This is a genomic window from Hymenobacter nivis (assembly GCF_003149515.1).
GTDB classification, from domain to species: Bacteria; Bacteroidota; Bacteroidia; order Cytophagales; family Hymenobacteraceae; genus Hymenobacter; species Hymenobacter nivis.
Window position 1 is genome coordinate 300,453 of sequence record NZ_CP029145.1, and the last position, 23,903, is coordinate 324,355.

The window sequence follows — 23,903 nt, forward strand, 5'->3', positions numbered from 1 at the left end:
AGGGGAGAATTTTATGATCTCAGAACATCATGCAGCGCGCAGCAGGGTGCAGGGCTTGCCCCCGTCCATAGCTGCACGGAATCGTTGAAACGAGGCGAACGGCGGGCGGGGGCAAGCCCCGTACCCTACTGCGCGACGAGTATTAAACGAACCCGTTACGAACTCACATTTGCAGCGCTTTATATATCTGCGCCATGTCTACGTTTTCGCGGATGAGGGCGGCCAGGCGGTCGTACTGCTCGTTTTTGAACGCCGCAAAATCGAGCGGGACGGCGGCGGTTTCGGTGGTATGGGGCCCCAGCAGCGCGTCGATGACGGCTGGGTTGTCGAGGATGCCGTGCAGGTAGGTGCCCCAGCAGCGCGGGCCGGCGTAGTAGCCGTCGGGCGTGCCGTCGGCCAGGGTGGCCACGGGCTGCGGGGGCCCCTCGGCCACGGTGCGACCCATGTGGATTTCGTAGCCCTGGCAGTCGGCTGCGCCGCCGCCCAGAAATGCGAACCGGCGCTGCTGGGTGGTTTTTTCGCCTTCCAGCACGGTGCGTACGGGCAGCAGGCCCAGGCCGGCGGTGGCGGCCACGCGGCTCTCCACGCCGGCGGGGTCCTCCACCGAGCGGCCCAGCATCTGGTAGCCGCCACAGATGCCGACCACGGTTTTGCCGGCGCGGTGGGCCTGCACGATGGCGGCGGCCAGACCGTTATCTTTCAGCGCAATGAGGTCGTCAATCGTGTTCTTGCTACCGGGCAGGATGATGACGTCGGCCGCCTGGATTTCGGCCGCGTCGTGGGTGTAGAACAGGTGCGCCCGAGGGTCGTGGCCCAGGGCGTCGAAGTCGGTGAAGTTCGACATGCGGCCCAGCAGCACTACCGCTACCTGCACCCGGCCGGGGGCCCCGGGGGCCCGCTGCTTGCGGGCCAGCGCCACGGAATCTTCCTCCTCCACAAAAATGTCGCGGAAGTACGGCAACACCCCCACTACCGGCACGCCGGTCAGCGCCGCCAGTTGCCGGCGGCCGTCCTCAAACAGTCGCGCATCGCCCCGGAACTTATTGATAATAATGCCCTTGATGCACGCTTTCTCCTCAGGCTCCAACAAAGCCAGCGTGCCGTACACGCTCCCGAACACGCCGCCCTTGTCAATGTCGGCAATCAGGTACGTGGCGGTACCGGCGTGCCGGGCCATGCATAGGTTGGTGATGTCGCGGGCCTTCAGGTTCAGCTCCGAAATGCTGCCGGCGCCCTCCAGCACCACGGGCGAGTGGCGGGCGGCCAGTCGGTCGTAGGCCGCGGTGGCGGCCTCGAACAGGGCGTGGCGGTCGTTAGTGCGGAAGTATTCATAGGCCGACTGCGTGCCGATGGGCCGGCCGTTGACTACTACCTGCGCGGCTTGGTCGGAGGTGGGCTTGAGCAGCACGGGGTTCATGTCGACGTGGCACGGGATACCGGCGGCCTCGGCCTGCACCGCCTGGGCCCGGCCAATTTCGAGGCCCTCGGGCGTGGCGTAGCTGTTCAGGCTCATGTTCTGGGCCTTGAACGGGGCGGGCCGGTGGCCGTCCTGCAAAAAAATGCGGCAAAAACCGGCCGTGACGACGCTCTTGCCCACGTCGGACGCGGTGCCGACGAACATAATGGAACGGAGCATGGGGGAGAAAAAAGAGGGTCCGGGGCCCCAAAAGTATTCTCCGATTGACGGTGGCTGGTGGCAACCCCCGGCCTCGCGCCTGGCCAGCACGGAGCGCGGCCAACACCAGCGCCGGCTGCAAGCGGCAAATGAATAACTTGCCGCGCCGCGCGCATCACCAATTCGCTCTACTCCACCCCAAAAGCTTTTCAAAAAATGCAACCGAAAGTTTTACCTAATCAGCGAAATTCCACTATTGATATGTTCAGGCTGCTGGCCTGCTTTGGTGTTGTCGCCATTCACGTGCACAGCAGTACAGCGGCTGCCGAAAATACCGGGCGCTTTCTCAGCCTTTTTTGCGTCTCGTTTTTTTTCATCACCGCCCTAACCTATTTCGTTGCTAATTTAAATGAGAGCGCCGATGTCAACGGCATCGCCCTGAAAATCTGGAAAAGAATTGGGCGGCCCTTGCTGGCTTGGTCGGTTATTTACGCCGGATTACTCTTAGCAAAAAACATACTCACGCACGGCAACAGGACGTTTGATCTGGTGAAAATTTTCCTCTACGCCGACAGTGCCGAACACCTCTACTATTTGCCACAACTAATTGTAATGCAAGTAATTGCGTTGAGCGTTTTTTTATTGATTAACAACACGAAACACTTATTGGCCGTGGGGTTATTCGCCGGGGCCCTTGGCTACCTGGCCTGGGGCAGCTGGCACGATTGCTACGGCATCACAGACTACCGGGCCATTGCCGTTTACGTGGCCACGGCGTTTGGCTTCGCCCGCGTCCTGAAAAGCCCAGGCCGTGACTGGAGGTATTTAGTTCTGGGCCTCGTTTTAGCCGGACTGGCAGTTTCCGGGTTGCTGGTAGTGTACCCGGAGCCGGCCAGGAGTTTTGTGCTGGTACTGCCCATTGGTGGCCTTGGCTTGCTTTTGATTGCCCTGAGCCTGCCCAGTCTTGTGGTTCCCAAATGGCTGGCCACCTTGGCTGCCACGACCTACGGCGTTTATTTAAGCCACGTACTTTTTCTGGAGGCGCTGGAGTTTTTGCTTGAGAAAAAACACTACACGCTCCAGTACAACTTGCCAGCGAAACTGTTGGTCACGACGCTGATTTTTGCAATAAGCGTGGTTTTCACGTTGGTCGCGCGACGCATTCCGTTATTGCGGGCGCTGCTGCTGGGCGAAAAATAAACTGAGTCGTTTCAAAGCCAGTGGCATCGGTTGCCGCCCCCAAGCTGGTTGGCAACACCTGGCCCGAATCCGCGTTGGCAATAACGCGCTTCCGCTTAGCGGCCCCAAATTTGCGCAGCCGCTGCGCTACCAACACCAGCCACTATGCCCGCCCCCAACGTCCATCGCCTGCTGCGCCCGCTGCTGGTGTGGCGGGTCCGCCATATCAGCGAGCGGATGTACTTACTCATCCTCAGCGTATTGGTAGGCGCGGGCGCGGGCCTGGCGGCGGTGCTGCTCAAAACCAGCGTGCGCACCATGTCGCGGCTGCTGCAAGAAGCCGTGCCGGAGCCCCAGCGGGTGTTTGCGCTCTCGCTCTACCCCATTATCGGCATCACGCTCACGGCGCTGGTTACCAAATACTTCCTGCACGGCCACTTGGGCCGCGGCATCGCGCCCATCATCTACAACACGGCCCGCGAGGGCAGCGTGGTGCCGCGCTCCAAGCTATACTCGCAGCTGATTACGGCCTTTCTCACGGTGAGCTTCGGGGGCTCGGCAGGCACGGAAGCCCCAATTACCGTCACGGGCTCGGCCCTGGGCTCCAACGCCGGCCGGGTACTGCACCTGGACCGGCGGCGGCGGCGCTTGCTGACGGGCTGCGGGGCAGCGGCGGGCCTGGCGGCCATCTTCAACTCGCCCATCGCGGGGGTGTTGTTCGCGGTCGAAACCATTTTGCTGGAGCTGCCGGCGCAGTATTTTATTCCGCTGCTCATTTCCTCGGCTACGGCCACGGTGGTGTCGAAGGCGCTGTACGCGGGCCAGCCGTTCGTGCTCATCACCACGAGCTGGCCCGTGAACGCGGTGCCGTTTTACGTGCTGCTGGGCCTATTTACGGCGTTTTTCTCGGTCTACATGATTCGGACCTACTACTGGTTCGACCGCTTTTTTGCCCGCTGGCCCGGCCTTAACTGGCGCAAGGTGCTGCTGGGCGGCATGGCGCTGGGGGCCCTCATTTTCCTATTTCCGACGCTCTACGGCGAGGGCTACAACACGGTGGAGTTGCTGCTGGCCGGCAGGTCGAGCCACCTCACCGACGGCAGTATTTTCTCGGTATACGGCGACCAGAGCCCCTGGCTGCTGCTGGTACTGGTGGTATTCAGCCTACTGCTGAAGGTGGTGGCCACGAGCATTACGGTGGGGGCGGGCGGCAACGGCGGCATGTTCGGCTCGTCGCTATTCTCGGGGGCCCTGGTGGGGTTTCTCTTCGCCCGGCTGCTGAACATGAGCGGCCTGGTGCAGATTCCGGAAGTGCACTTCATTGTGCTGGGCATGGCCGGCACGCTGGCGGGCGTGGTGCACGCGCCGCTGACGGCCATATTCCTCATCGCCGAAATCACGGGCGGTTACGCGCTGTTCGTGCCGCTGATGGTGGTGAGCAGCTCGTCGTACCTGATTACCAAATACTTCGAGCCGTACTCGGTGTACACTAAAAAGCTCGTGCACCAGGGCGTGGACGTGTACGCCAACCGCGACCAGGGCCTGCTGGCCCAGCTCGACCCGCGCAAGCTGCTCGAAACCGATTTCGTGCCGGTGCGCCCCACCACCACGCTGGGCGAGCTGGTGGACATTTTCCGGCAAGCCTCGCGCAACCTGTTTCCGGTGGTGGCGGCCGGCGGGCGGCTGCTGGGCATCATCAGCCTCGACGCAGTGCGCGACGCGCTCTTCGACGAAAGCCACTACGCCACCACCCTGGCCCGCGACCTAATGGCCCCGCCCCTGGCCGTGGTGGGCCCCGCCGACGACCTTGAGCACACCCTGGCCCAGTTTGACCGCCACGGCGCCTATGCCCTGCCCGTGTGCGAGGAGGATGGCCGCTACCTGGGCTTCATTCTGAAATCGGCCATCCTCGCCCGCTACCGCCGGCAATTGATTCAGGACAGCCAAGTGTAGCGCAGACTTTATAGTCCGCGGCGCTCAGAGCCACTGGCCGCAGTTTAGCGCGGCACGCGCAACTGCTGGCTACCCAACGGGGTGAGTCTGCGACTCACGGCCGCGCAGCGGCCCGGCGGGTTGCGCCAATTGGCCGTTCTGCTTTGCGAGTTACGAACTCGCCCCGTTTATCGGCTAGCAGTTGCACGTGCCGTGCTAAACTGCGGCCAGCGGGACCGTTCAGCCGCACGGACTCGCAGCGCCCACGCTACACCTCTGCTTCGAGCGGCACACCTTTGGGCACAAGCTCTAGGCCCACCAGCATCAGCATGCCGGTGAGCGGGATGATGAGGAACATGAGGGTTTGGCTGACTTCGCTGACGGGCAGCGGGGCCGGGATGCTATAGAACAACAGCACGGAAATCAGACCTTTGGGCGCGATGAATAGCTCGGGCAGCAAATCGGCGCGGGCCACGAGGCGCAGGTATGGGTAGCGGATGAAGGTAAGCACGGCCACCACCAGCAGGCCCTACCACAGTAGGTGGCTGTTGAGCAGGTTAGTGAGGTCGATGGAAAACCCGAAGGCCGGTAAGAAGAACGTGCGCACCAGAAACGCCGACTCGGCGGTGAGGCTCTTGAGCTGGCCCAACTCGGAGGCCAGCTGGTCGGGGTGCAGCCAGCGTTGCAGGCGGGGGCCCCGCAGGAACAGGTCGGCGTTATTGACGGCCAGCCCGAACACCAGCACCAGCGAGGAAAGGTGCAGTTGCTTGGCCAGGCTGTACATCAGTACCAAAAAGGCGAAGAGCAGGAAAAACCTGATGTGCCCGCGCAGCCGCGCCAGCAAAAACGCCAACACCGCCGTGCTTAGCATCGCCGCCACCAGCACGGCCAGAATATCCACCCCAGACGTGACCAGCGACACACCCTGGGCAAAGTTTTCCTGCAAGGCGAAGCTGAAGAGCATGATACCCAGGATGTCGGAAAACGTGCTTTCGTAGACGATGAGCCCCTTTTTTCGACCGTGAGGCCCGCCACGCTGGAGATGGCCACCGCGCTGCTCACCACTGAGAGGACTACGGCGTTGGCCAAGCAGCTCTGCCAGCCGGCGCCGGTGTAGAAGTGCAGCAGCGCGGCAATGGCCGCGGACGCCGCCACCAAAACGGCCGCCGCCGCCAAAAACGAGCGCCGAATCAAGGGGCCCTTGTCGCGGGTCAGGCGCGGGTCGAGCGAGCCTTCGAGCACGATGAGGATGAAGCCCACGATGCCCAGAATCTGGAGTAGCACCGGCGGGAAGCGCACCGGCCACTGCCCGTAGGTGGTGGCCTACCCGAAGGCGATACCGGCCAGTAGCAGCAGCACCGACGGCACTTTGGTGCCCTTGGCGGCGAGGTCGAACAGGTACGACAGCACCACGGCTAGGCTCAGGCCAATCAGGATGGTTACGGGCTCATGGCCGGGCTTAACGGGCGGCTGCGGGCGCGGGTTGGGCCCCCGGGGCGGGGCGGGGCGTAGTTTTGGGCTTTGATTCCTAAGGCTGTAGCCGTAATGAGCGCCGATAATTCTTCGTTTGTGGCCGTGGTGGGCGGCGGCCCGGCCGGCCTGCTAGCCGCTCAGCGCCTGGCCGAGGCCGGCCACCGGGTGCGCGTATTCGAGGCCCAGGCCACGGTGGGGCGCAAGTTTCTGGTGGCCGGGCACGGCGGCTTCAACCTGAGCAATGCCGCCCCCGGCGCCGCCCGCTTCGCCACCCAGTACGGGCCCGCGGCGGGGCACTTTGGGAACCTACTGGCCCGTTTCGGGCCCGCCGAGCTGCGCGCCTGGGCCGCCGCGCTGGGCATCGAAACCTTCGTGGGCACCAGTGGGCGCATTTTCCCCGTGCCCGCCCACACGCCCGCCGATGTGCTGCGCGCCTGGCTGGCCCGCCTGGGGGCCCTGGGCGTGGAAATCCACACCCGCCACCGCTGGCTGGGCTTCGCGGGGCCCTGCGGCCTGCGCCTGCGCCGCGCGGCCACCGGCGAGGAGTTTGCTCTTGAGCCCGCCGCCACGGTACTGGCCCTGGGCGGGGCCAGCTGGGCCAAAACCGGCTCCGACGGCGCCTGGGCCCCGCTGCTGCGCGAAATCGGCGTGGAGGTGGTGCCGTTTGCGCCGGCCAACTGCGGGGCGGAAGTGGCGTGGTCGGCGTTTTTCCGGGATAAGGTGGGCCGCCAGCCACTCAAAAACATTGCCCTGCGCATGAACGAGGGCCCCGAAGTGCGCGGCGAAGTCATGCTGACAGATTACGGCCTGGAGGGTACGCCCGTGTACGCCCTTACGCCACAGGTGCGGGCCGCGCTGGCCGCCGGGGGCCCCGCCGTGTTCCACTTAAACCTGAAGCCTGACCTGCCCGCCGCCGCCCTGCTGCACAAGCTGGGGGCCCCGCGCGGCAAGGCCTCGTGGGCCGATTTCCTCAAGAAAACCCTCCACCTGGGGGCCCTCATCCCCACCCTGCTGCGCGAGGCCCGGCCCGACGCGGCCGCCCTGCCGCCCGATGGTTTAGCGCAACTCATCAGCCACTTGCCGCTGCCCGTGGCCGGCCTGCGCCCGCTCGACGAGGCCATTTCGACGGCCGGCGGCGTAGCCTGGGCCGAACTCGATGCGCACCTGATGCTACGCCGCCGCCCCGGCACCTACTTGGCTGGCGAAATGCTGGACTGGGAGGCCCCCACCGGCGGCTACCTGCTGCAAGGCTGCCTGGCCAGCGGGGCCGGCGCGGCGGCGGGCATCATCGCCGCTGGGGCCCCAGGTGGCGGCGTGTAGCGCGATGGCGGGGCCTTTGGCGATCATTAAAAGGCTATTCAGCAAACCTATTGAACGTCATGCTGAGCTTGTCGAAGCATCTCTGCTGCGCAAGTAATCCAGCCGATTGAATTAGTTACGCGGGAGAGATGCTTCGACAAGCTCAGCGTGACGTTCTGGTTATTTCCTGGCCAACTACACAGCGGCACCCACGGGCCCCGGAAACCGCCCTGACGCCCGCCCTGGGGCCCCTAAACCCCGGGAAAGGCCTGCGCCAACGACGCCATGACCTCAGCTGTGACCGCCGTGACCTCGCCCACGAGCCAGGCGGCGCGGTCTGGCGCGGGGGGCGTGGCCTCGCAGGCCTCCAGCTCGCGGATGGCCTCGAAGAGGGGCGCCACGCCCATGCCGTGAAGCGAACTTTTGAGGTGATGGGCCGCGTCGGCCAGGGCCGGCCAGTCGGCCTGCGTCAGGGCCTGCCGCAGGGCGGTAAGGATGGGCGGCGTGCTGGTGCAAAATACGCCCACCAGGTGGCGCACAAACAGTTCGTTATCGCCTACCATCCGGCGCACGGCGCTCAGGTCGTAGAGCGGACCGGGCTGGGCCTGGCGGGCCTGGCGGGCTACGGCCAGCGCCTGCCGCAGGGCAGCGGTGTCGAAGGGCTTGGCCAGGTAGGCGTCGAAGCCATTGGCGCGCAGGGCGGCGGCGTCGAGCTGGGCGTGGGCCGTGACGGCGAGCACGGGCGTGGCGGCCCGGGCCGGATCGGGGTGCTGGCGCAGGCGGGCGGTCACAGCCATGCCATCGAGGCCGGGCAGGCGCAGGTCCATCAGCACTACGTCGTAGCGATGTTGCTCGAACAGGGCTACCGCAGCGGGGCCGGTGGCGGCCGCATCCACGGCCCAGCCCCAGCCCCGCAGCAGGCTTTCGGCCAGCAGGCTACTCACGGGGTTGTCTTCCACCAGCAGGGCCCGGCCGGTGCTGCCGGGCACGGCCTTCTTCGCCGGGGCGGGGGCCCCGGGCGGCGGCGCGGCGGTGCGGTCGGCGGTGTCGAATTCGAGCACAAAATAGAATGTGCTGCCCGCTCCCGGCTCGCTAGTGGCGTGCAGCGTACCGCCGAGCACTTCCACCAGGCTGCGCGAAATGCTCAGGCCCAGGCCCGTGCCGCCGTAGTGCCGGCCGGTGGTTTCGCCGGCCTGCACGAAGGGCTCGAACACGACGTCGAGCTCGGCGGGCGCAATGCCGATGCCCGAGTCGTTCACGCTGAACGCCACCCGCACCCGGCCCGGCCCGGCCCCGGGCGGGCACTGCGCGCGCAACTCCACCCCGCCGCGCTCGGTGAACTTGAGTGCGTTGCCGAGCAGATTGAGTAGCACCTGGCGCAGGCGGTGGGCGTCGCCCACTACGCGGGGCAGCGCGGCGGGCGCGTCGAGGCGCAGGGCCAGGCCCCGGGCTTCGGCCTCGGGGGCAAACAGGGCTGTGCAGTCGCGCAGCAGGGCCCCAAGGTCGAAGGCTTCGGCGGCGGCGTGCAGGCGGCCGGCCCCGAGGCGGGCGGTGGTCAGCACATCGTTGAGCACGGCCAGCAGGTGCTGGGCGGAGGTGTGCAGCAGGCGCAGGTGCTCGGCCTGGGCGGGGGCCAGGGCCGAGGCAGCTAACATCTCGGCCAAGCCCAGGATGCCGTGCAGCGGCGTACGAATTTCGTGGCTCATATTGGCCAGGAATTCCTGCTTGGCCCGCACGTTAGCCTCGGCCGCATCAGTAGCGGCGCGCAGGTGGGCTTCGAGCTGCTTGGAGGCCGTCACGTCGAGCAGCAAGCCGCTGTAGGCTACACCGCGGGCGTCGCGGGTGGTGACGACCGCCGTGCCGCGGCACCAGCGCAGCGGCTGGCCCGGCACCACCACCCGCCCCTCGAACACCCAGGGCCCCTGGGCCTGCCCGGCCGCCGCCAGCGAGAGGCGAAACGGCAGCACATCGGCCGGGTGCAGGAACGTTTCGGCCTGGTTAATGTCGGCCGGGGCCACCCCGAAGCACTCTTGCACCCGGGGACTGATGTAAGTGACGTAGTACGCCCCGTCGCGCTCGACGCGCCCTTCAAACAGCACGCCCGGCACGTTTTCGGCCAGCATCTGGAAGCGGGCCTCGCTGGTAGCCAGTGCATTGGCAGCTTCGCGCCGGGCGCTGGTGTCGAGCAGGGCCAGGCGACAGCCGGGGCCCTGGGGCGGGGCCACCTCCTCGCGCACGGCCTCCAGCTGGGCATGAAACGCGGTACCGTCGGCGCGGCGCAGCTCCGTTTCGGTATGCTGGGGCCCCGGCGTGGCCAGCACCCGCGCCAGGAAACCGGCAAAGTCGGCGCGGTGCGCCGGGGCTACGAACAGCACGAACGGCCAGCCAGCCAGCGCCCCCCCCGCCGCGCCCAGCAGCTGGCTGGCCGTGCGGTTGAGCTGCACAATGCCCCCGTTAGGCCCCAGCGTGACGTAGCCCACGGGGGCCTGTTCATAGAGGTCTTCATACTGGGCGCGGTTGACTTCGGCGTCGGCCTGGGCCAGCAGCAGCGACTCGTACTGCATTTGCAGCTCGAGCTGGTGGGTTTGCAGCCCCTGCACCAGGTTTTGCAGCTGGTCGGGGGACGTGTTTTCGGCGGCTTGCGCGAGCAGTTGGTGGCGCGAGCCGGCCGGGTTAGGAGGTAGAGATTCAGCGGCGTTCATGGGGCACACGTAGCGTATTGCCTAGCAAGTTACTGGCTGCTCCCGCAACTTGCCCCCGGGGGCCCCACAACGGTGTTTATTCCTGGCCCTGCGCGGCGGCCCTGGCCTGTTCGGCGTCGCGCAAAATCAGGCGCGCATCGGCCAGCAGGCGGCGGCCGGGGTCGAGCTGCTCGCGCAGGATGAGGGCGGTAAGCAGAAAAAACGAGGCCAGCGGCAGCACCCAGCCCAGCACAAACCATAGCCAAAACGAGCGCCCGTAGTTGTAGGCGCAGTAGCCGGTGAGGATGGGAATGAACGAAATGGCCACCGCCATCACGAAGAGCATGTCGACGAAGAGCATAGGCGCGGGGGTGGAGGTAGCGTAGGGCGGGCCGTTCCAACCGGGGGGCCTCGGGTACCCCGAAGGTACGAAAAATCCTTGACTTTGGGCGCCCCCCGGCAGTTATTTTGCCGGGCTCGCCACCGCCGGGGCCAGTTTCCCGTACGAGTAAGCATAGCGCCGCCACCGCCCCGGCCCCTTTTTCTGCCCATGTGGGAACACCAAAGTTTATTCCGGGTTTCAGCCCAGTTGTTTGCCGAAGGCGTTTTTAACTTGTTGGACCGCAACCTGCGGCCGGAGGTTTTTTTGCTCGGCTTGGCCTCGGCCCGCGAAGCCGATGAGCCGGCGGGCGTCGTGCTCGAACCCCAGAGCACCCGCTACGGAGCCCACAGCTTTGCCGGCATTAAGGCCCGCGCCGCTGTCCTGGAGGCCGACGCGGGGCCCCGCGACGTAGTGTATCACCTGCACCCCAACGACCATGACCGCTACGAAAAGCAGCGCTGGTACGAGCTGGTGTGCCAGGCTACCGAAAGCACTTTGCGCGAACTCACCACCGAGCGCCAGGAAAACCGCCACTCGTTTTGCTCGGCGCCAGTGAACCTCCAGGGCTACCTTGTGACGGTAGTGCTACAAGTGGCCAGCGACTGCTACGACAGCTACTATGCCATTCCCAAGTCGGGAGGGCAGCGGCCGGCCAACTTGCCGCACGCCACGGTGCTGGAGTTTTTGCACGACTGCACCCGGGCCCTGCGCGAGGCCGACACTGCCGATAATGAGCGACCGGCCCTCGACCGCGACTACAATGAAGTGCTGCGCAGCGCCGGCCGCCGCCTGATGCTGCGCGCCGCCCCCGCCGGCACCCAGGGCCTGTATGACGCCTGCAACGGCGTGGCTGCCCTGCGCCACGAGGGCAGCGAAGGCGTGGGCACGCTGCTGGTGGCCCGCCGCCAGCACCCGGCCATCGTGCCGGTGCTCACCCTCGAAACGCCCGTGACCCTTCGCGACCACCGCTCCATCCGCAAGCTGCTGGAGCTGAGCGAGGACGCCACGGCCCTGGTGTCGGATGCCTCGCACGTGTTTGGGCTGGGCCAGCTAGTGAGCGAAAACGACCCGCGCTACGAAGCCCTGGTCACCGTCAACTTCACCCACCACTACAGCTGGGAGATGAGCCACGCTGGCCACGTGCTCATGCGCGTAGTGAGCAATACGCCGCGCCTGCCTCAGGGCCGCGTAGCTGCCGACAACTTCGGCCGCACAGTGCGCCGCGTGTTCCCGTCGCTCGACGCCGACAGCGTGGATTACCTCTGGGCCCTGACGGCCAGCGCCAGCACCCAGCCCACGGGCACCATCCTGGTGTTCAGCACCGGCGCCGCCCAGGAGGCCCAGCGCCTGAGCCGCCAGAGCTTCCGGGTGGCCCCGCGCATCATCACGCCCACGGTGCTGCGCCTGGTCACCAACATCGACGGGGCCGTGTTCATCGAGCCCACCGGCATGTGCCACTCCATCGGAGCCATCCTCGACGGCCTGGCCACCGAAAAAGGCGACCCGGCGCGCGGCTCGCGCTACAACTCAGCTGTGCGCTACGTCAATAGCAGCCAGTATCCGTGCCTGGTCGTCGTCGTCAGCGAAGACGGCTGGATTGACCTGCTGCCCACGCAGTAGGTCATTTAACAGTTATCATTTAACAGCAAGTCAGTTGGCTTAATCAAGAAGCTGTTTGAGTTAATAAAACGGTCATGCTGAGCGCAGTCGAAGCATCTCTACCGCTGAGTAATCCATGGTTAGTAAGCGGTAGAGATGCTTCGACTGCGCTCAGCATGACCGTCGTAAGAGCTTCTTAGTTAGGTCAAATACTTTCTAAGACTAATTAGTGTTAGTGCGGCAAATTTAGCTGCACTAATGCGTGCGGCGAGGTCGTATTTTGCGGCACGGATTACTTAGCTCTGCGCGAGCGGCCGACGCAGTTTTTGGCCTTGACCAGTCTGCTGCCCACCGAATTTGACGCGTTGCGCACCGATTTTACCCCCCGCTGGGAACGCTACCACCGCTACCACACCCTCGATGGCGAACGGCGGCGCATCCCGGCGCACGGGGAGCGTGCCAACGCCACCTTGCCCGGCACCGACACGAAGCTTTTCTTCTTGCTCACCTACCCCAAAACCAATTCCCTGCAGCAGCCCCAGGCCGCCAGCTTCGGCCTCTCGCCGACCCGCGTCAGCCGCCTGGCGGGTCCGTTGCTCGGCGTACTCAACCAGGCACTGGCCGCCCGGCACCTGTTGCCTGTGCGCGACGGGGCCCCGCTAGCCCAGCGCCTGGCCGCGTACCCCGACCAGGTTTTCACCTGCGACGGGGTGGCGCGCGGTATTCCCCGCAACGTGGATCGGGCCGGCCAGGAAGCGGAATACAGCGCCAAAAAAAAGTCCACGCCCTGAACAACACCTTGTGCGACGACACGCAGTACCCGCACTACCTCTCGCCCACCGAATCCGGGCGGACGCACGACAAAAAAATAGCCGCCGAGCACCCCTTGCACTTGCCGGTGGGCAGTGTGCTGCGGCAGGATTTGGGCTTTCCGGGCCCCGCCCCGGCCGGGGTCGTGGTGGGAATGCCCCACAAGAAGCCCCCGAAAGGGGGGTTGACGTTTTCACAACTTATTTACAACCAAATGTTAAGCCCCTTGCGGATGGTCATTGAACACGTTCACAGCGGCATCAAGCGCTTGCGCATGGTCCGCGACAAAGTGCGGGTGCGCGGCGACTGGTTTCGTGATACGGTCGTGGTGGTGGCCTGCGGCCTGCACAACCTGCGCGTGCGCAGCCCGTACCGGGCTCACCTCGCGCACGAGCGCACGAACCTTGAAAAGTAATCCGCACAAGCTTTAATAGAAGATATTTAAACGGGTGTAATTCAAAACTACGCGGTTGGTTTTTTTAAACAGGTCGGTGAGCAAGTGCCTTTGCGGGCTTTTGAGGGCAGAGCGTAAGCGTACGAGTCGGTCGAGTCCGTCGTTGGACCAGCGCTGGCCGCTGCGCTTGAGGCGTACCTGAAGCAAGGTGCGGTGGGCCGTCTCGACGGGTCCGCTGCCGCAGCGCAGCCCGCGTTGGCGGAACTGGTCATAGCGCAGGCGGAGGCGGTTGGTGCGCAGATAGGCGACGAGTTGCGTGGCCAGCAGGGCGGGCAGGCCCGGCAAGCGCATTAGGGCCTGTTCTCCGGCCGGGCTGTGCCCGGCCCAGAGGCGGGCGTACTGGGCCGGCAGCCACGCGGCGGGGGTGGCAGCGGCCTGAGCGGCGGCGGCCAGCTTTTCGGCCACGTGGTAGAAGTCGAGGATGTGCGTGGCGTGGGGGTAGCTTTTTTGCAGCCAGTGGTGAATCCACGGGGCTCCGTCCGTCACAAAGACCTGTTGGGCGTGCGTACCGGGCGGCAGCACCTGCTCGAAGCGCCGGGTGAAGGGGGCAAAGGGGCCGCGCTGGGCCACGTACGGCGACGGCCCCACCAGGCCAGCCGCTGAGCCAGCCGCTGGCGGGATGGCTTGGAACGCGCGCCCGACTTTGACTTCCTGCCAGCCCGCATCGGTGAAGATCATCGAGCCGTCGACCATGCCGTAGACGGGCCCCTGCCCGGCGCTCACCGCCGGGCAGGGGGCATCCAGCGCCGCGGCGGGCAGGGCCTGGGCCGCGGCCTGGGTGCGGCGGTAGACCTGGCTGGTGCTCACGCGAATGCCCAGCAGGGATTCGACCAGCGGCGGCACGGCCGCGAACACGTGCCCGGCCCCGAGCAGCACCAACTTGGCCTGCAAATAGGGGCTGGTGCGCGCACCCAGCACCGGGGCGCTGAACGGATTGGTTTTGGCGATGGCTACGCGCCCAAACCGAGTCTGGACGCTGTTTTTTTGCTTGTTGGCCGGCACCGGCCCCAGCGTCTGTTCCAGCACGGAGCGCCCCAAGGCGGTTCACAACTGGTCAAACTGCTCTTCCAGCGTGTAGAAGTCCGGCTCCTGGCCGATACGGCGCAACTCCTCGTACTGGGCGGCGGCTAACGCCAAGTAGGCTTCTTTGGTCATGGCCAGGGAAATAAGGAAGTACCCAAGTTACAACCTGCCGCGTAGTTTTGAATTACACCCGATATTATTTTAGCTTAAGCTAAGCTTACTTTGCCGCTGTTGAGAACTTGCGCAAGCGGATGCGCAACGACTACTCGGAGGTAATACTTCTGATTAGATGGCGGCTCCTGGCAATGGAACCTGCTGTTATAGTACAGCAGCAGTAGCAACCGGGTGGCTGCCGCGCAGTCCGTACCACAGAATGTAGGCGTAGCACAGCGCAGGTAGCACCAGGGCCCAGCGTAGGCCCGGACCGTCGGCTACGGCCCCGAATAGTAGCGGCACCACGGCCCCGCCCACAATGGCGGTGCAGAGCAGCCCGGAGGCCTCCTCAGTGTGCCGGCCCAGCCCAGCCACGGCCAGCGTGAAAATGGTTGAGAACATCAACGAATTCATCAGGCCCACGGCCAGCAGGCTCCACATGGCCAGCGCCCCGGTGCTGCTTACGGATATGAGTATTAGAACTATCGCACCCACGGCATTAAAGGCCAGCAGCTTGCCCGGAGAGAACTTATTGAGCAGGTAGGCCCCGGCGAAGCGGCCCACCATGGCCGCGCCCCAGTAGAAAGCCACTTTTTCGCCGGCTGCCTGCGGGGCCAGCCCCAGCACGCTAGGTAGCGCGAAGTAGCTGACCAGATGCGAGCCAATGGCTACTTCGGCCCCCACGTAGGCAAAGATGCCGAGGATGCCCAGGACTAGATGCCGGTAGTGCCAGGCCTGACTACGACTGGCAGCCGAAGTTTCGTCTTCGGCGGGCACGATTTGCGGCAGGTGCACCCGGCTCAGCAGTAGGCTGATGAGTAGCAGCGCCCCACCAATGGCCAGGTAGGGCAGCTGCAAGGCGCGGATATCGATGCTGGCCGCTGTGGTGGCATTATCAAGCTTGGGTAGCCGGCTCAGCAAAAACACACTACCCAGTAGCGGCCCCAACGTGGTGCCTACCGAATTGAAGGCCTGCGTGAGTGTGAGGCGCGACGAAGCCGATTGTGGTGGCCCGAGAATGGCCACGTAAGGGTTGGCGGCTACTTGCAGCAGCGTGATGCCCGAGGCCAGTACGAACAGTGCCCCTAGAAACAGGCCGTATGACCGCTGCTCGGCCGCCGGGTAGAACACGAAGGCCCCTAGCGCCGCCACCACGAAGCCCAGGAGCATCCCGCGCTTATAGCCCACCCGCGCTACCAACTTGCCCGCCGGGATGCTCATTAGGAAATACGCCCCAAAAAAGCACAGGTTAATGAGGTTGGCCTGGGTGTAGGTGAGCTGAAAAATAGCCTTCAGGTATGGAATCAGAATGTCGTTGAGGCTTGTGATAAAGCCCCACAGAAAGAACAGCGTAGTCACGGCGCTCAGGGCCGAAGTATAGCGTGGGGTAGGGGTGCCGTCGAGGAGCGTACTGGCCCCAGCGGCGGGCGAAACAGCGGAAAATGCCATGAGTAGGAAGGGGAATATCAAGGATTAAGATCCCAAGGTACCCAAATCTATAGATGCCGGTACTGAAATGTAGATCTTTAGGTTTTTGGTACGTGACTTTGATAAAATAATACCAGTTTTATTGGTCGACTTGCCCCGATCTTCGCTGGGATTTTTTACCTCTCCCTTTCCATCGTCATGGCTGCCCATTTCCGTCTGTCGCTTCTGTTGCTGCTAGCGTGCCTGACGGGCCACGTAGCGCGGGCTACTGTGCGCCTACCGGCGCTTGTGGGCTCCCACATGGTATTGAAGCGCGACCAGCCGCTGCGCCTGTGGGGCTGGGCCGGGCCGAGCGAGGCCGTACGTCTCACGTTTCGGGGCCGTAGCTATGCGGCGTCGGTCCCGGATGCCGGTGGGCGCTGGCAGGCCACGTTGCCAGCTATGCCCGCCGGCGGACCCTATATTCTCACGGTTGTCGGACAAAATACCATCGTTCTGAATGACGTTTTGGTAGGCGACGTCTGGCTGGCGGCCGGGCAGTCCAATATGCAGCTTCAGGTGAAGGATAGCAACCCGCGCGGCTACCAGCCCGTGCAGGATGCCGACCAGGAAATCGCTGCTGCTAATTACCCCGCCATTCGCCTGTTTACTGTGCGCCAATCAGCGGCCTCGCGCCCGGCCGCTGACGCGGCAGGCTCGGGCTGGCAGGTATGCAGCCCGGCCACGGTGGCCGGTTTTTCGGCAGTGGCCTACTTTTTCGGGCGGGAAATTCACCAGCGCTACCAGGTGCCCGTGGGCCTACTGGTGAGCAGTTGGGGCGGCACGCCCGCCGAGGCCTGGGTGAGTGCGGAGGGCCTGCGGGCTCTCCCCGAATTCGGGCCCCGAATTACCGGGTTTTCCCGGCGCGATTCCATCCGCCGCGATGACCACTGGCAACCCACGGCCCTATACAACAGCATGATTGCGCCGTTGCGGCCGGTGGCCCTCAAAGGCATCATCTGGTATCAGGGCGAATCCAACGCAAACCGGGCTGAGCAGTACTGCACCCTCTTCCCGGCCCTGATTGCGGACTGGCGGGCGCAGTGGGGTACGCCGCTGCCCTTCCTGTTCGTGCAGTTGGCCAACTACCAGGCAGCTAAGGCTGAGCCCGCCGAATCGGAGTGGGCCGAGCTACGCGAAGCTCAGGCCGGGGCGCTGGCGCTGCCCGGCACTGGCATGGCCACCGCCATTGACGTGGGCGATGCCGCCGATATTCATCCTCATAACAAGCAGGCAGTGGGCTACCGCTTAGCGCTGGTAGCCCGCCGCGTGGCATACGGCGAGAAGAAGCTCGTAACCAGCGGTCCCACCTACGCGGATATGGCCGTGACCGGCGCATCGGTTCGACTAATATTTACCAGCGTAGGGGGGCTGGTGGCTAAAAATGGCCTGCCGTTACAAGGCTTCGCGGTGGCCGGTGCCGACCGGGTATTTTATTGGGCCACGGCTCGCCTCGCTGGCGATAAAGTACTGGTGGAAAGTCCGCAGGTGCCCGCCCCGGTAGCCGTGCGTTACGACTGGGCCGATAACCCCGCCGGCAACCTGACCAATAAGGAGGACCTGCCGGCCGTGCCGTTCCGAACGGATACGTGGCCGGGCCTGACGGCTGGCCGAAAGTAAGCGAGTCAATATAAAAGTCTATCAACCAAATGCTTACTCTTGCTCAATGTCGGTGAAAAAGCTCCTCTGGGTTGTGCTGCTGGCGGCATGCATTAGCCAGCCGGCTGAAAGCCGTGCTATTCTCAAAACCAGGTTTTTCGCGGCCGATGATGCCCGCATTCAGTTCGCGGGCCGTATCGACTTCGCCGATGCGAAAAGGCCACGCTTCTGGGCGGCGGGCGTGTACCTCACGGTGCGCTTTCAGGGGCCGTCGTGCGAAGTGGATATGGCCGATGAAGTAAAGGATGGGACCAGCCATAACTACCTGGAAATCGTACTGGACGGCGTACGCGCGCGGCAGCAGCTGATCGGCAAAGCTAACACGCTGGTAGTGGCGAAGGGCCTGGGCAAGGGCCCACACATCCTCGTGATTTGCAAGGACACGGAAGCCCTGATTGGCTACCTCGAATTTACGGGTCTGCGCTGCGCCAACCTACTGCCGCCGCTGCCGCGGCCGGCCCGCCGCATCGAGTTTATCGGCAATTCCATTACCTCCGCGATGGGGGCCGACATGGCGGCCATTCCCTGCCACACCGGGCTATGGTACGACCAGCACAATGCCTACATGGGCTACGGACCGCGCACCGCCCGCGCTCTAAATACCGAGTGGCAGCTCACCTCCGAATCCGGTATCGGCCTGATGCACAGCTGCTGCGACAAGACTAACCTAATGCCGCAGGAGTTTGGCACCTTGGATTTGCGCATTGGCAAGCAGCCCTGGAATTTCAGTCGCTACCAGCCCGACGTAGTCACTATTTGTCTGGGGCAGAACGACGGTGTGCAGGACTCGGTGCAGTTTTGCGGCGCGTATCTGGATTTCCTGAAAACCCTGCGCACTGATTACCCCCGCGCCCGCCTCATGTGCCTGACCAGCCCGATGGCTGATGACCGCCTCACGGCCGTGCTACGCCGCTACCTGAGCGGCGTGGTAGCAGCCGCGAAGGCCGGCGGGGAGGCCAATGTCAGTTCGTTCTTCTTTGCCCGCCGGTATACCGGCGGCTGCGACGCGCGCCCCAGCCTGGCTGAGCAAGGGCTGATTGCCGACGAGCTAACGGCTTATTTGAAAACGACGCTGCACTGGTGAGTTGTTTGGTCTATCTTTTTTAACTACCAGAATCAGAACGTCATGCTGAGCGCAGTCGAAGTATCTCTACCGCAGGAGTAACCAAACCGCTGCAACGAAGCAGTAGAGATGCTCCGACTGCGCTCAGTATGACGTTCTTAATTCTGGCAATCAAATAAATAGCTATGTCCCAATTCTGCCCGTGGTTCCTCGCCCTGCTGCTGCTCACCGCAACTGTAGCCCCGGCCCAGCAATTGGAGCCGGCCGATTTGGTGAACCCGCTGGTGGGCACCGACTCGAAGCCGAGCTACTCGAACGGCAATACCTACCCCGCTATTACGCGGCCCTGGGGCATGAACTGCTGGATGCCCCAAACTGGCAAAATGGGCGACGGCTGGGCCTACCAGTACGGGGCCGACCGCATTCGGGGCTTCAAGCAAACCCACCAGCCCTCGCCCTGGATGAACGACTACGGGCAGTTTGCGCTGATGCCCGGCACCGGAAAAATCAAGCTGAATGAGGATGAGCGGGCCAGCTGGTTTTCGCACAAAAGCGAGGAGGCGCGGCCTTACTACTACCGCGTGTACCTGGCCGATTTCGACGTGACTACCGAACTGGCTCCCACCGAGCGAGCGGCGCGCTTCCGTTTCACCTTCCCCCAAACCGACAGTGCCTACGTGGTGCTCGACGCACTCGACAAGGGTTCTTATGTGAAAATTCTGCCGGCCGAGGGCAAAATCATTGGCTACACCATGAAGAACAACGGCGGCGTACCGGTCAACTTCAAGAACTATTTCGTGGTGGTGTTCGACCAGCCATTTACCGCCAGCAATGTGTACGACGACGGCAAGGAGGCAGCCGGCGTGCAGGAGCTGGCCGCCGGGCACGCCGGGGCGGCCGTCACGTTTCGCACCCGCCGGGGCGAGGCGGTACAGGCCCGCGTGGCCTCGTCGTTCATCAGCCCAGAGCAGGCCGAGCGCAACTTGCTGGAGATTAGCACGGCAGACTTTGAAACCGTGAAGCAGCAGGGCCGCGCGGCTTGGAATGCAGCCCTGGGCCGGATCGAAATCACAGGGGGCAGCGAGGCCCAGCAGCGCACGTTTTATTCATGCCTGTACCGCTCGCTGCTGTTTCCGCGCAGGTTTTACGAGCTGGACGCGGCCGGGCAGCCGGTGCACTACAGCCCCTACAATGGCCAGACAGTGCCCGGTTTTATGTATACTGACACTGGGTTCTGGGACACGTTTCGGGCGCAGTTTCCGCTGCTCGCGCTGCTTTATCCCACCGAAAACGCCCAAATGCAGGCCGGCTTGGCCAACGCCTACCGCGAAGGCGGCTGGCTGCCCGAATGGGCCAGCCCCGGCTACCGAAACGTGATGGTGGGCAATAATTCGGCCGCCGTGGTGGCCGATGCCTACCTCAAAGGCCTGAGCGGGGCCGATGCCAACACGCTCTACGAAGCCCTGCTGCACGGGGCCAATAATGTCGGCCCGCTCACGGCCGTGGGCCGCGCCGGGGTGGACTTCTACAACAAGCTGGGCTACGTGCCTGCCGATGTGAAGCTGAACGAAAGCGCTGCCCGCACCCTCGAATACGCCTACGACGACTTCGCTATCTACCAGATGGGCAAGCAGCTGGGCCGACCAAAAAAAGAAACCGACCTCTACGCCCGACGCAGCCAGAACTACCGCAAGCTCTTCGACAAGCAGGTGGGCCTGATGCGCGGGCGCAACCAGGATGGCTCCTGGCACTCACCCTATAACCCCTTTAAGTGGGGCGGCGACTTCACCGAGGGCAACGCCTGGCACTACACCTGGTCGGTGTTTCACGATGTGCAGGGCCTGATGAACCTGATGGGCGGCCCCGCCCGGTTTACAGCCACGCTGGACTCAGTTTTCACCCTGCCGCCGGTGTTCGATGCCTCCTATTACGGTGAGGTCATCCACGAAATCAAGGAGATGCAGGTGGCCGATATGGGGCAGTACGCCCACGGCAACCAACCGGCCCAGCACATCCCCTACCTCTACGCCTACGCCGGCCAGCCCTGGAAAACTCAGTACTGGGTGCGCGAAGTCCTCAACCGCCTTTATCTGCCTACGCCCGACGGCTACTGCGGTGACGAAGACAACGGCCAGACCTCGGCTTGGTACGTGTTTTCGGCCCTGGGCTTCTACCCCGTGTGCCCCGCCACCGACCAGTACGTGCTGGGTGCGCCACTCTTCCCCAAAGCCGTGCTGCACCTCGAAAACGGCCATGATGTGGTGCTGAACGCGCCCACCAACAGCGCCGCAAACCGCTACCTAAATAAGTTGACCCTGAACGGGCAGCCCGACGGCCGCAACTGGCTCAGCTACCCGGAGCTGCTGAAGGGCGCGACGCTGGATTTCGAGATGAGCGCCACGCCGAACAAAGCCCGTGGCAACAGCGCAGCGGATGCGCCTTTTTCAATGTCGAAGCCGGGAAAGCACTAAAACGAACAAGGTGATTGGCTCAATGTCAATATAAAAACATCAGCTTATGACTTTCAAGCCGTTATTCTTCACCCTGACGTTGGCCGCCGCTGCCCTGGCGCCCGCCCAAGGCCAGACGCTGCGCCCGCCAGCCTACCCGCTCATCACCCACAGCCCGTATTTCAGCGTGTGGTCGTTCAACGATGACCTCGCCGCCGGCTCCACCCGGCACTGGACCGGCGAGCCGCAGGCGCTGGAAGGCGTGGTGCGCGTCGATGGCAAAGCTTACCAATTTCTGGGCCGGCCCGCGCCGCGCTACCGCACCGTCATTCCCACGGCGGCCGAAGCGCCCTACTCGGCCCGTTATACTTTCACGGCCCCGGCCTCGGGCTGGGAAGACCCGAACTTTGCGCCCTCCACCGGCTGGCAAACCGGCCCCGCGCCCTTTACCAACTACAAGGAGAAACCCGGTACCCGCTGGCTTACCCGCAACCTATGGGTGCGCCGCACCCTCACTCTTACCGAGCCGCTGCCCACCGGCGAGCTGGTGCTGCTGCTGCTGCACGACGACGATGCCGAGGTGTATCTCAACGGTACCCTACTCCTCAAGCAAAGCGGGGCCAATGGCCTGTACGACAAGTTTCCGCTGGCCGCCACGGCCCGCGCCGCCCTGCGGCCGGGTAAGAACCTGCTGGCCATGCACTGCGCCAATCCCTACGGCGGGGCCGACCTCGATGCCGGTATGGCCGAGATAACGCCCCCGGTTGCCCCGCTGCTGCCTGCCCGCCAGACGGCCGCCACCGTTACGGCTACCCAAACGGCCTATGCATTTGAGGCCGGCCCGGTGCGCTTCACGGCTACGTTCTGCTCGCCGCTGCTGCTCGATGAGCTGGAAACCCTGGCCCGGCCCGTGAGCTACGTGAGCTTCCGGGCGTCGGCGGCCGATGGCAAAACCCATCAGGTGCAGGTATTTATGTCGGCGAGCGGGGCGCTGGCCACTAATACGCCAGTGCAGACGGTGACCACGCAGGCCGGCCGGGCGGGTACCATGGCCTGGCAGGCCGTGGGCACCACCGACCAAAAACTCCTGGGCCGGTCCGGCGACAACGTGCGCATCGATTGGGGCCACGCCTACCTGGCCGCGCCCGGCGGGGCCGCTCTCGCTACCGGCGTGCCCGCCGACCTCAAAACCGCGTTTGCCCGCACCGGTACCCTGCCCGTTACGGCTAAACTCCTCAGCGGTCCGGCCCAGCGCGTGGCCCTGGCCGCCGTACTGAACCTGGGTGCGGTGAGCAGCAGCGCCACCGAAAAGCACCTGCTGCTGGGCTACGACGAGGAATTCGCCGTGCAGTATTTCGGCCAGAACCTGCGGCCCTGGTGGCGCCGCGACCCCGACATGACCATGCCCAAGCTGCTCCAGGCCGCTGAGGCCGACTACACCCGCGTGCGCCAGAAGTGCGCGGCCTTCGACAAAACCCTTTATGACGATGCCCAGGCGGCCGGCGGCAAGGAATACGCCGACCTCTGCCAGCTGGCTTACCGCCAGGCCATTTCCGCCCATTCCATCGCGGCTAGCCCGAAAGGAGAAGTGCTGTTCATGTCGAAGGAGAATTTTTCTAACGGCTCCATTGGCACCGTGGACGTGACCTACCCCTCGGAGCCACTGTTTTTGCTGTATAACAACGAGCTGGCTAAGGGAATGCTGCGCTTTATTTTCGAATATAGCGAGTCGGGCCGCTGGACGAAAGACTTCCCGGCCCACGACGTGGGCACCTTCCCGCTGGCCAATGGCCAGACCTACGGCGAAGACATGCCGGTGGAAGAAGCCGGCAACATGCTCATCCTCACCGCCGCTGTCGTGAAGATGGACGGCAACACCGACTTCGCCCGCGCTCACTGGCCGGTACTTACCAAGTGGGTGGGCTTCTTGAAGCGCGACGGCCTGGACCCGGCCAACCAGCTCTGCACTGATGACTTTGCCGGCCACCTGGCCCGCAACGCCAACCTCTCGCTCAAGGCCATCATGGGCATTGCCTGCTACGGCCAGATGGCTCGGCAGCTCGGCGACACCAAAACCGCCGACGAATACACCGCCCTGGCCCGCGACTACGCCCAGCGCTGGATGCAAATGGCCAAGGACGGCGACCACTACGCCCTGACCTTCGACAAAACTCCTGGCTCGTGGAGCCAGAAATACAACCTGGTCTGGGACCAGCTACTGGGCCTGAACATCTTCCCCAAAGAGGTAGCGCAGCAGGAAATTGCTTTCTACCTCCAGCACCAGCAGCGCTACGGCCTGCCGCTCGACAGCCGCAAAACGTACACTAAATCGGATTGGACTCTTTGGACCGCCACGCTAGCTGAGCGCGAGGCCGACTTCCAGGCCTTGGTGCATCCCATCTGGCTGTTTGCTAACGAAACGCCCACCCGCGTGCCCCTCACCGACTGGCACGAAACCACCGATGCCCGCCAAGTCGGCTTCCAGGCCCGCTCGGTAGTAGGTGGGTACTTCATCAAAATGCTAGCGAAAAAGATGCTGGTGAAGTAGATGAGTATATGGAAAAGGTGGTCATGCTGAGCTTGTCGAAGTATCCCTACCGCTTCGTTGCACGAGCCAGACGAAGCGGTAGGGATGCTTCGACAAGCTCAGCATGACCGTCTAAA

17 protein-coding genes are annotated in these 23,903 nt (G+C 64.1%); 10 read left to right on the plus strand and 7 right to left on the minus strand.

Going from position 1 to position 23,903, the window contains the following annotated elements; all coding sequences use genetic code 11:
* Window positions 1-163: 163 nt before the first annotated feature.
* A complete protein-coding gene (locus DDQ68_RS01225) occupies window positions 164-1,636 on the minus strand; it encodes a cobyric acid synthase (protein ID WP_211320213.1) in 1,473 nt (490 codons plus the stop codon).
* Between the two features lie 240 nt (window positions 1,637-1,876).
* Here DDQ68_RS01225 and DDQ68_RS01230 point away from each other — a divergent pair, with 240 nt between their 5' ends.
* Both DDQ68_RS01230 and DDQ68_RS01235 read left to right on the plus strand, forming a co-directional pair.
* The gene (locus DDQ68_RS01230; RefSeq protein WP_162549704.1) at window positions 1,877-2,815 is read left to right on the plus strand and encodes an acyltransferase family protein; all 939 of its coding nucleotides are present in this window, start codon (window positions 1,877-1,879) and stop codon (window positions 2,813-2,815) included.
* 144 nt (window positions 2,816-2,959) lie between these two features.
* Window positions 2,960-4,747 (plus strand): chloride channel protein, encoded by a 1,788-nt coding sequence (locus DDQ68_RS01235; protein WP_109652269.1) that lies wholly within the window; start codon window positions 2,960-2,962, stop codon window positions 4,745-4,747.
* Window positions 4,748-4,994: 247 nt separating this feature from the next.
* Here the strand turns inward: DDQ68_RS01235 and DDQ68_RS01240 are convergent, their stop codons facing one another.
* Window positions 4,995-5,246 carry a hypothetical protein gene (locus DDQ68_RS01240; RefSeq protein ID WP_109652272.1) on the minus strand — a complete coding sequence of 84 codons (252 nt, stop codon included), beginning with the start codon at window positions 5,244-5,246 and terminating at the stop codon, window positions 4,995-4,997.
* A 9-nt stretch (window positions 5,247-5,255) separates the two neighbouring features.
* Window positions 5,256-5,690, minus strand: coding sequence for a hypothetical protein (locus DDQ68_RS01245; protein ID WP_109652275.1), 435 nt, complete (start codon window positions 5,688-5,690; stop codon window positions 5,256-5,258).
* 557 nt (window positions 5,691-6,247) lie between these two features.
* Between DDQ68_RS01245 and DDQ68_RS01250 the strand changes: the two genes are divergently transcribed.
* On the plus strand, window positions 6,248-7,519 hold the full coding sequence (locus DDQ68_RS01250) for a BaiN/RdsA family NAD(P)/FAD-dependent oxidoreductase (protein ID WP_211320214.1): 1,272 nt from the start codon (window positions 6,248-6,250) through the stop codon (window positions 7,517-7,519).
* Between the two features lie 230 nt (window positions 7,520-7,749).
* Here DDQ68_RS01250 and DDQ68_RS01255 read toward each other — a convergent pair whose 3' ends face one another.
* Window positions 7,750-10,200 (minus strand): hybrid sensor histidine kinase/response regulator, encoded by a 2,451-nt coding sequence (locus DDQ68_RS01255; protein ID WP_109652281.1) that lies wholly within the window; start codon window positions 10,198-10,200, stop codon window positions 7,750-7,752.
* 76 nt (window positions 10,201-10,276) lie between these two features.
* Entirely contained in the window at window positions 10,277-10,540 is a 264-nt protein-coding gene (locus DDQ68_RS01260; protein ID WP_162549705.1) for a hypothetical protein, read from the minus strand.
* Window positions 10,541-10,729: 189 nt separating this feature from the next.
* Between DDQ68_RS01260 and DDQ68_RS01265 the strand changes: the two genes are divergently transcribed.
* The 3 genes from DDQ68_RS01265 (at window position 10,730) to DDQ68_RS22355 (ending at window position 13,385) form a co-directional block, all read left to right on the plus strand.
* A complete protein-coding gene (locus DDQ68_RS01265) occupies window positions 10,730-12,181 on the plus strand; it encodes a diadenylate cyclase (RefSeq protein ID WP_109652288.1) in 1,452 nt (483 codons plus the stop codon).
* A gap of 305 nt (window positions 12,182-12,486) precedes the next feature.
* Window positions 12,487-12,951: a hypothetical protein gene (locus DDQ68_RS22350; protein WP_162549706.1), complete on the plus strand. Its 465-nt coding sequence runs from the start codon at window positions 12,487-12,489 to the stop codon at window positions 12,949-12,951.
* Window positions 12,952-12,959: 8 nt separating this feature from the next.
* Window positions 12,960-13,385: a transposase family protein gene (locus tag DDQ68_RS22355; RefSeq protein WP_162549707.1), complete on the plus strand. Its 426-nt coding sequence runs from the start codon at window positions 12,960-12,962 to the stop codon at window positions 13,383-13,385.
* Window positions 13,386-13,397: 12 nt separating this feature from the next.
* Here the strand turns inward: DDQ68_RS22355 and DDQ68_RS01275 are convergent, their stop codons facing one another.
* Complete coding sequence (locus DDQ68_RS01275; RefSeq protein ID WP_162549708.1) at window positions 13,398-14,450, minus strand: hypothetical protein; 1,053 nt, start codon at window positions 14,448-14,450, stop codon at window positions 13,398-13,400.
* Between the two features lie 315 nt (window positions 14,451-14,765).
* Window positions 14,766-16,049, minus strand: a complete 1,284-nt coding sequence (locus tag DDQ68_RS01280) for a sugar MFS transporter (RefSeq protein ID WP_109652297.1) — start codon at window positions 16,047-16,049, stop codon at window positions 14,766-14,768.
* A 177-nt stretch (window positions 16,050-16,226) separates the two neighbouring features.
* On the opposite strand from DDQ68_RS01280, the gene DDQ68_RS01285 reads away from it, so the two are divergent.
* The 4 genes from DDQ68_RS01285 (at window position 16,227) to DDQ68_RS01300 (ending at window position 23,787) form a co-directional block, all read left to right on the plus strand.
* Window positions 16,227-17,687, plus strand: a complete 1,461-nt coding sequence (locus DDQ68_RS01285; RefSeq protein ID WP_109652299.1) for a sialate O-acetylesterase — start codon at window positions 16,227-16,229, stop codon at window positions 17,685-17,687.
* Between the two features lie 52 nt (window positions 17,688-17,739).
* Window positions 17,740-18,810 (plus strand): GDSL-type esterase/lipase family protein, encoded by a 1,071-nt coding sequence (locus DDQ68_RS01290; protein ID WP_211320215.1) that lies wholly within the window; start codon window positions 17,740-17,742, stop codon window positions 18,808-18,810.
* A gap of 164 nt (window positions 18,811-18,974) precedes the next feature.
* On the plus strand, window positions 18,975-21,260 hold the full coding sequence (locus DDQ68_RS01295) for a GH92 family glycosyl hydrolase (protein ID WP_109652313.1): 2,286 nt from the start codon (window positions 18,975-18,977) through the stop codon (window positions 21,258-21,260).
* A gap of 46 nt (window positions 21,261-21,306) precedes the next feature.
* Window positions 21,307-23,787, plus strand: coding sequence for a glutaminase family protein (locus tag DDQ68_RS01300; protein ID WP_109652316.1), 2,481 nt, complete (start codon window positions 21,307-21,309; stop codon window positions 23,785-23,787).
* Window positions 23,788-23,903 lie beyond the last annotated feature (116 nt).

Coding starts and splice junctions, on each gene's coding strand:
- DDQ68_RS01280 (WP_109652297.1), bottom strand. CDS start 16,049: ATGGCATTTTCCGCTGTTTCGCCCGCCGCTGGGGCCAGTACGCTCCTC.
- DDQ68_RS01300 (WP_109652316.1), top strand. CDS start 21,307: ATGACTTTCAAGCCGTTATTCTTCACCCTGACGTTGGCCGCCGCTGCC.
- DDQ68_RS01260 (WP_162549705.1), bottom strand. CDS start 10,540: ATGCTCTTCGTCGACATGCTCTTCGTGATGGCGGTGGCCATTTCGTTC.
- DDQ68_RS01225 (WP_211320213.1), bottom strand. CDS start 1,636: ATGCTCCGTTCCATTATGTTCGTCGGCACCGCGTCCGACGTGGGCAAG.
- DDQ68_RS01265 (WP_109652288.1), top strand. CDS start 10,730: ATGTGGGAACACCAAAGTTTATTCCGGGTTTCAGCCCAGTTGTTTGCC.
- DDQ68_RS01295 (WP_109652313.1), top strand. CDS start 18,975: ATGTCCCAATTCTGCCCGTGGTTCCTCGCCCTGCTGCTGCTCACCGCA.
- DDQ68_RS01285 (WP_109652299.1), top strand. CDS start 16,227: ATGGCTGCCCATTTCCGTCTGTCGCTTCTGTTGCTGCTAGCGTGCCTG.
- DDQ68_RS01245 (WP_109652275.1), bottom strand. CDS start 5,690: ATGCTCTTCAGCTTCGCCTTGCAGGAAAACTTTGCCCAGGGTGTGTCG.
- DDQ68_RS01235 (WP_109652269.1), top strand. CDS start 2,960: ATGCCCGCCCCCAACGTCCATCGCCTGCTGCGCCCGCTGCTGGTGTGG.
- DDQ68_RS01230 (WP_162549704.1), top strand. CDS start 1,877: ATGTTCAGGCTGCTGGCCTGCTTTGGTGTTGTCGCCATTCACGTGCAC.
- DDQ68_RS01255 (WP_109652281.1), bottom strand. CDS start 10,200: ATGAACGCCGCTGAATCTCTACCTCCTAACCCGGCCGGCTCGCGCCAC.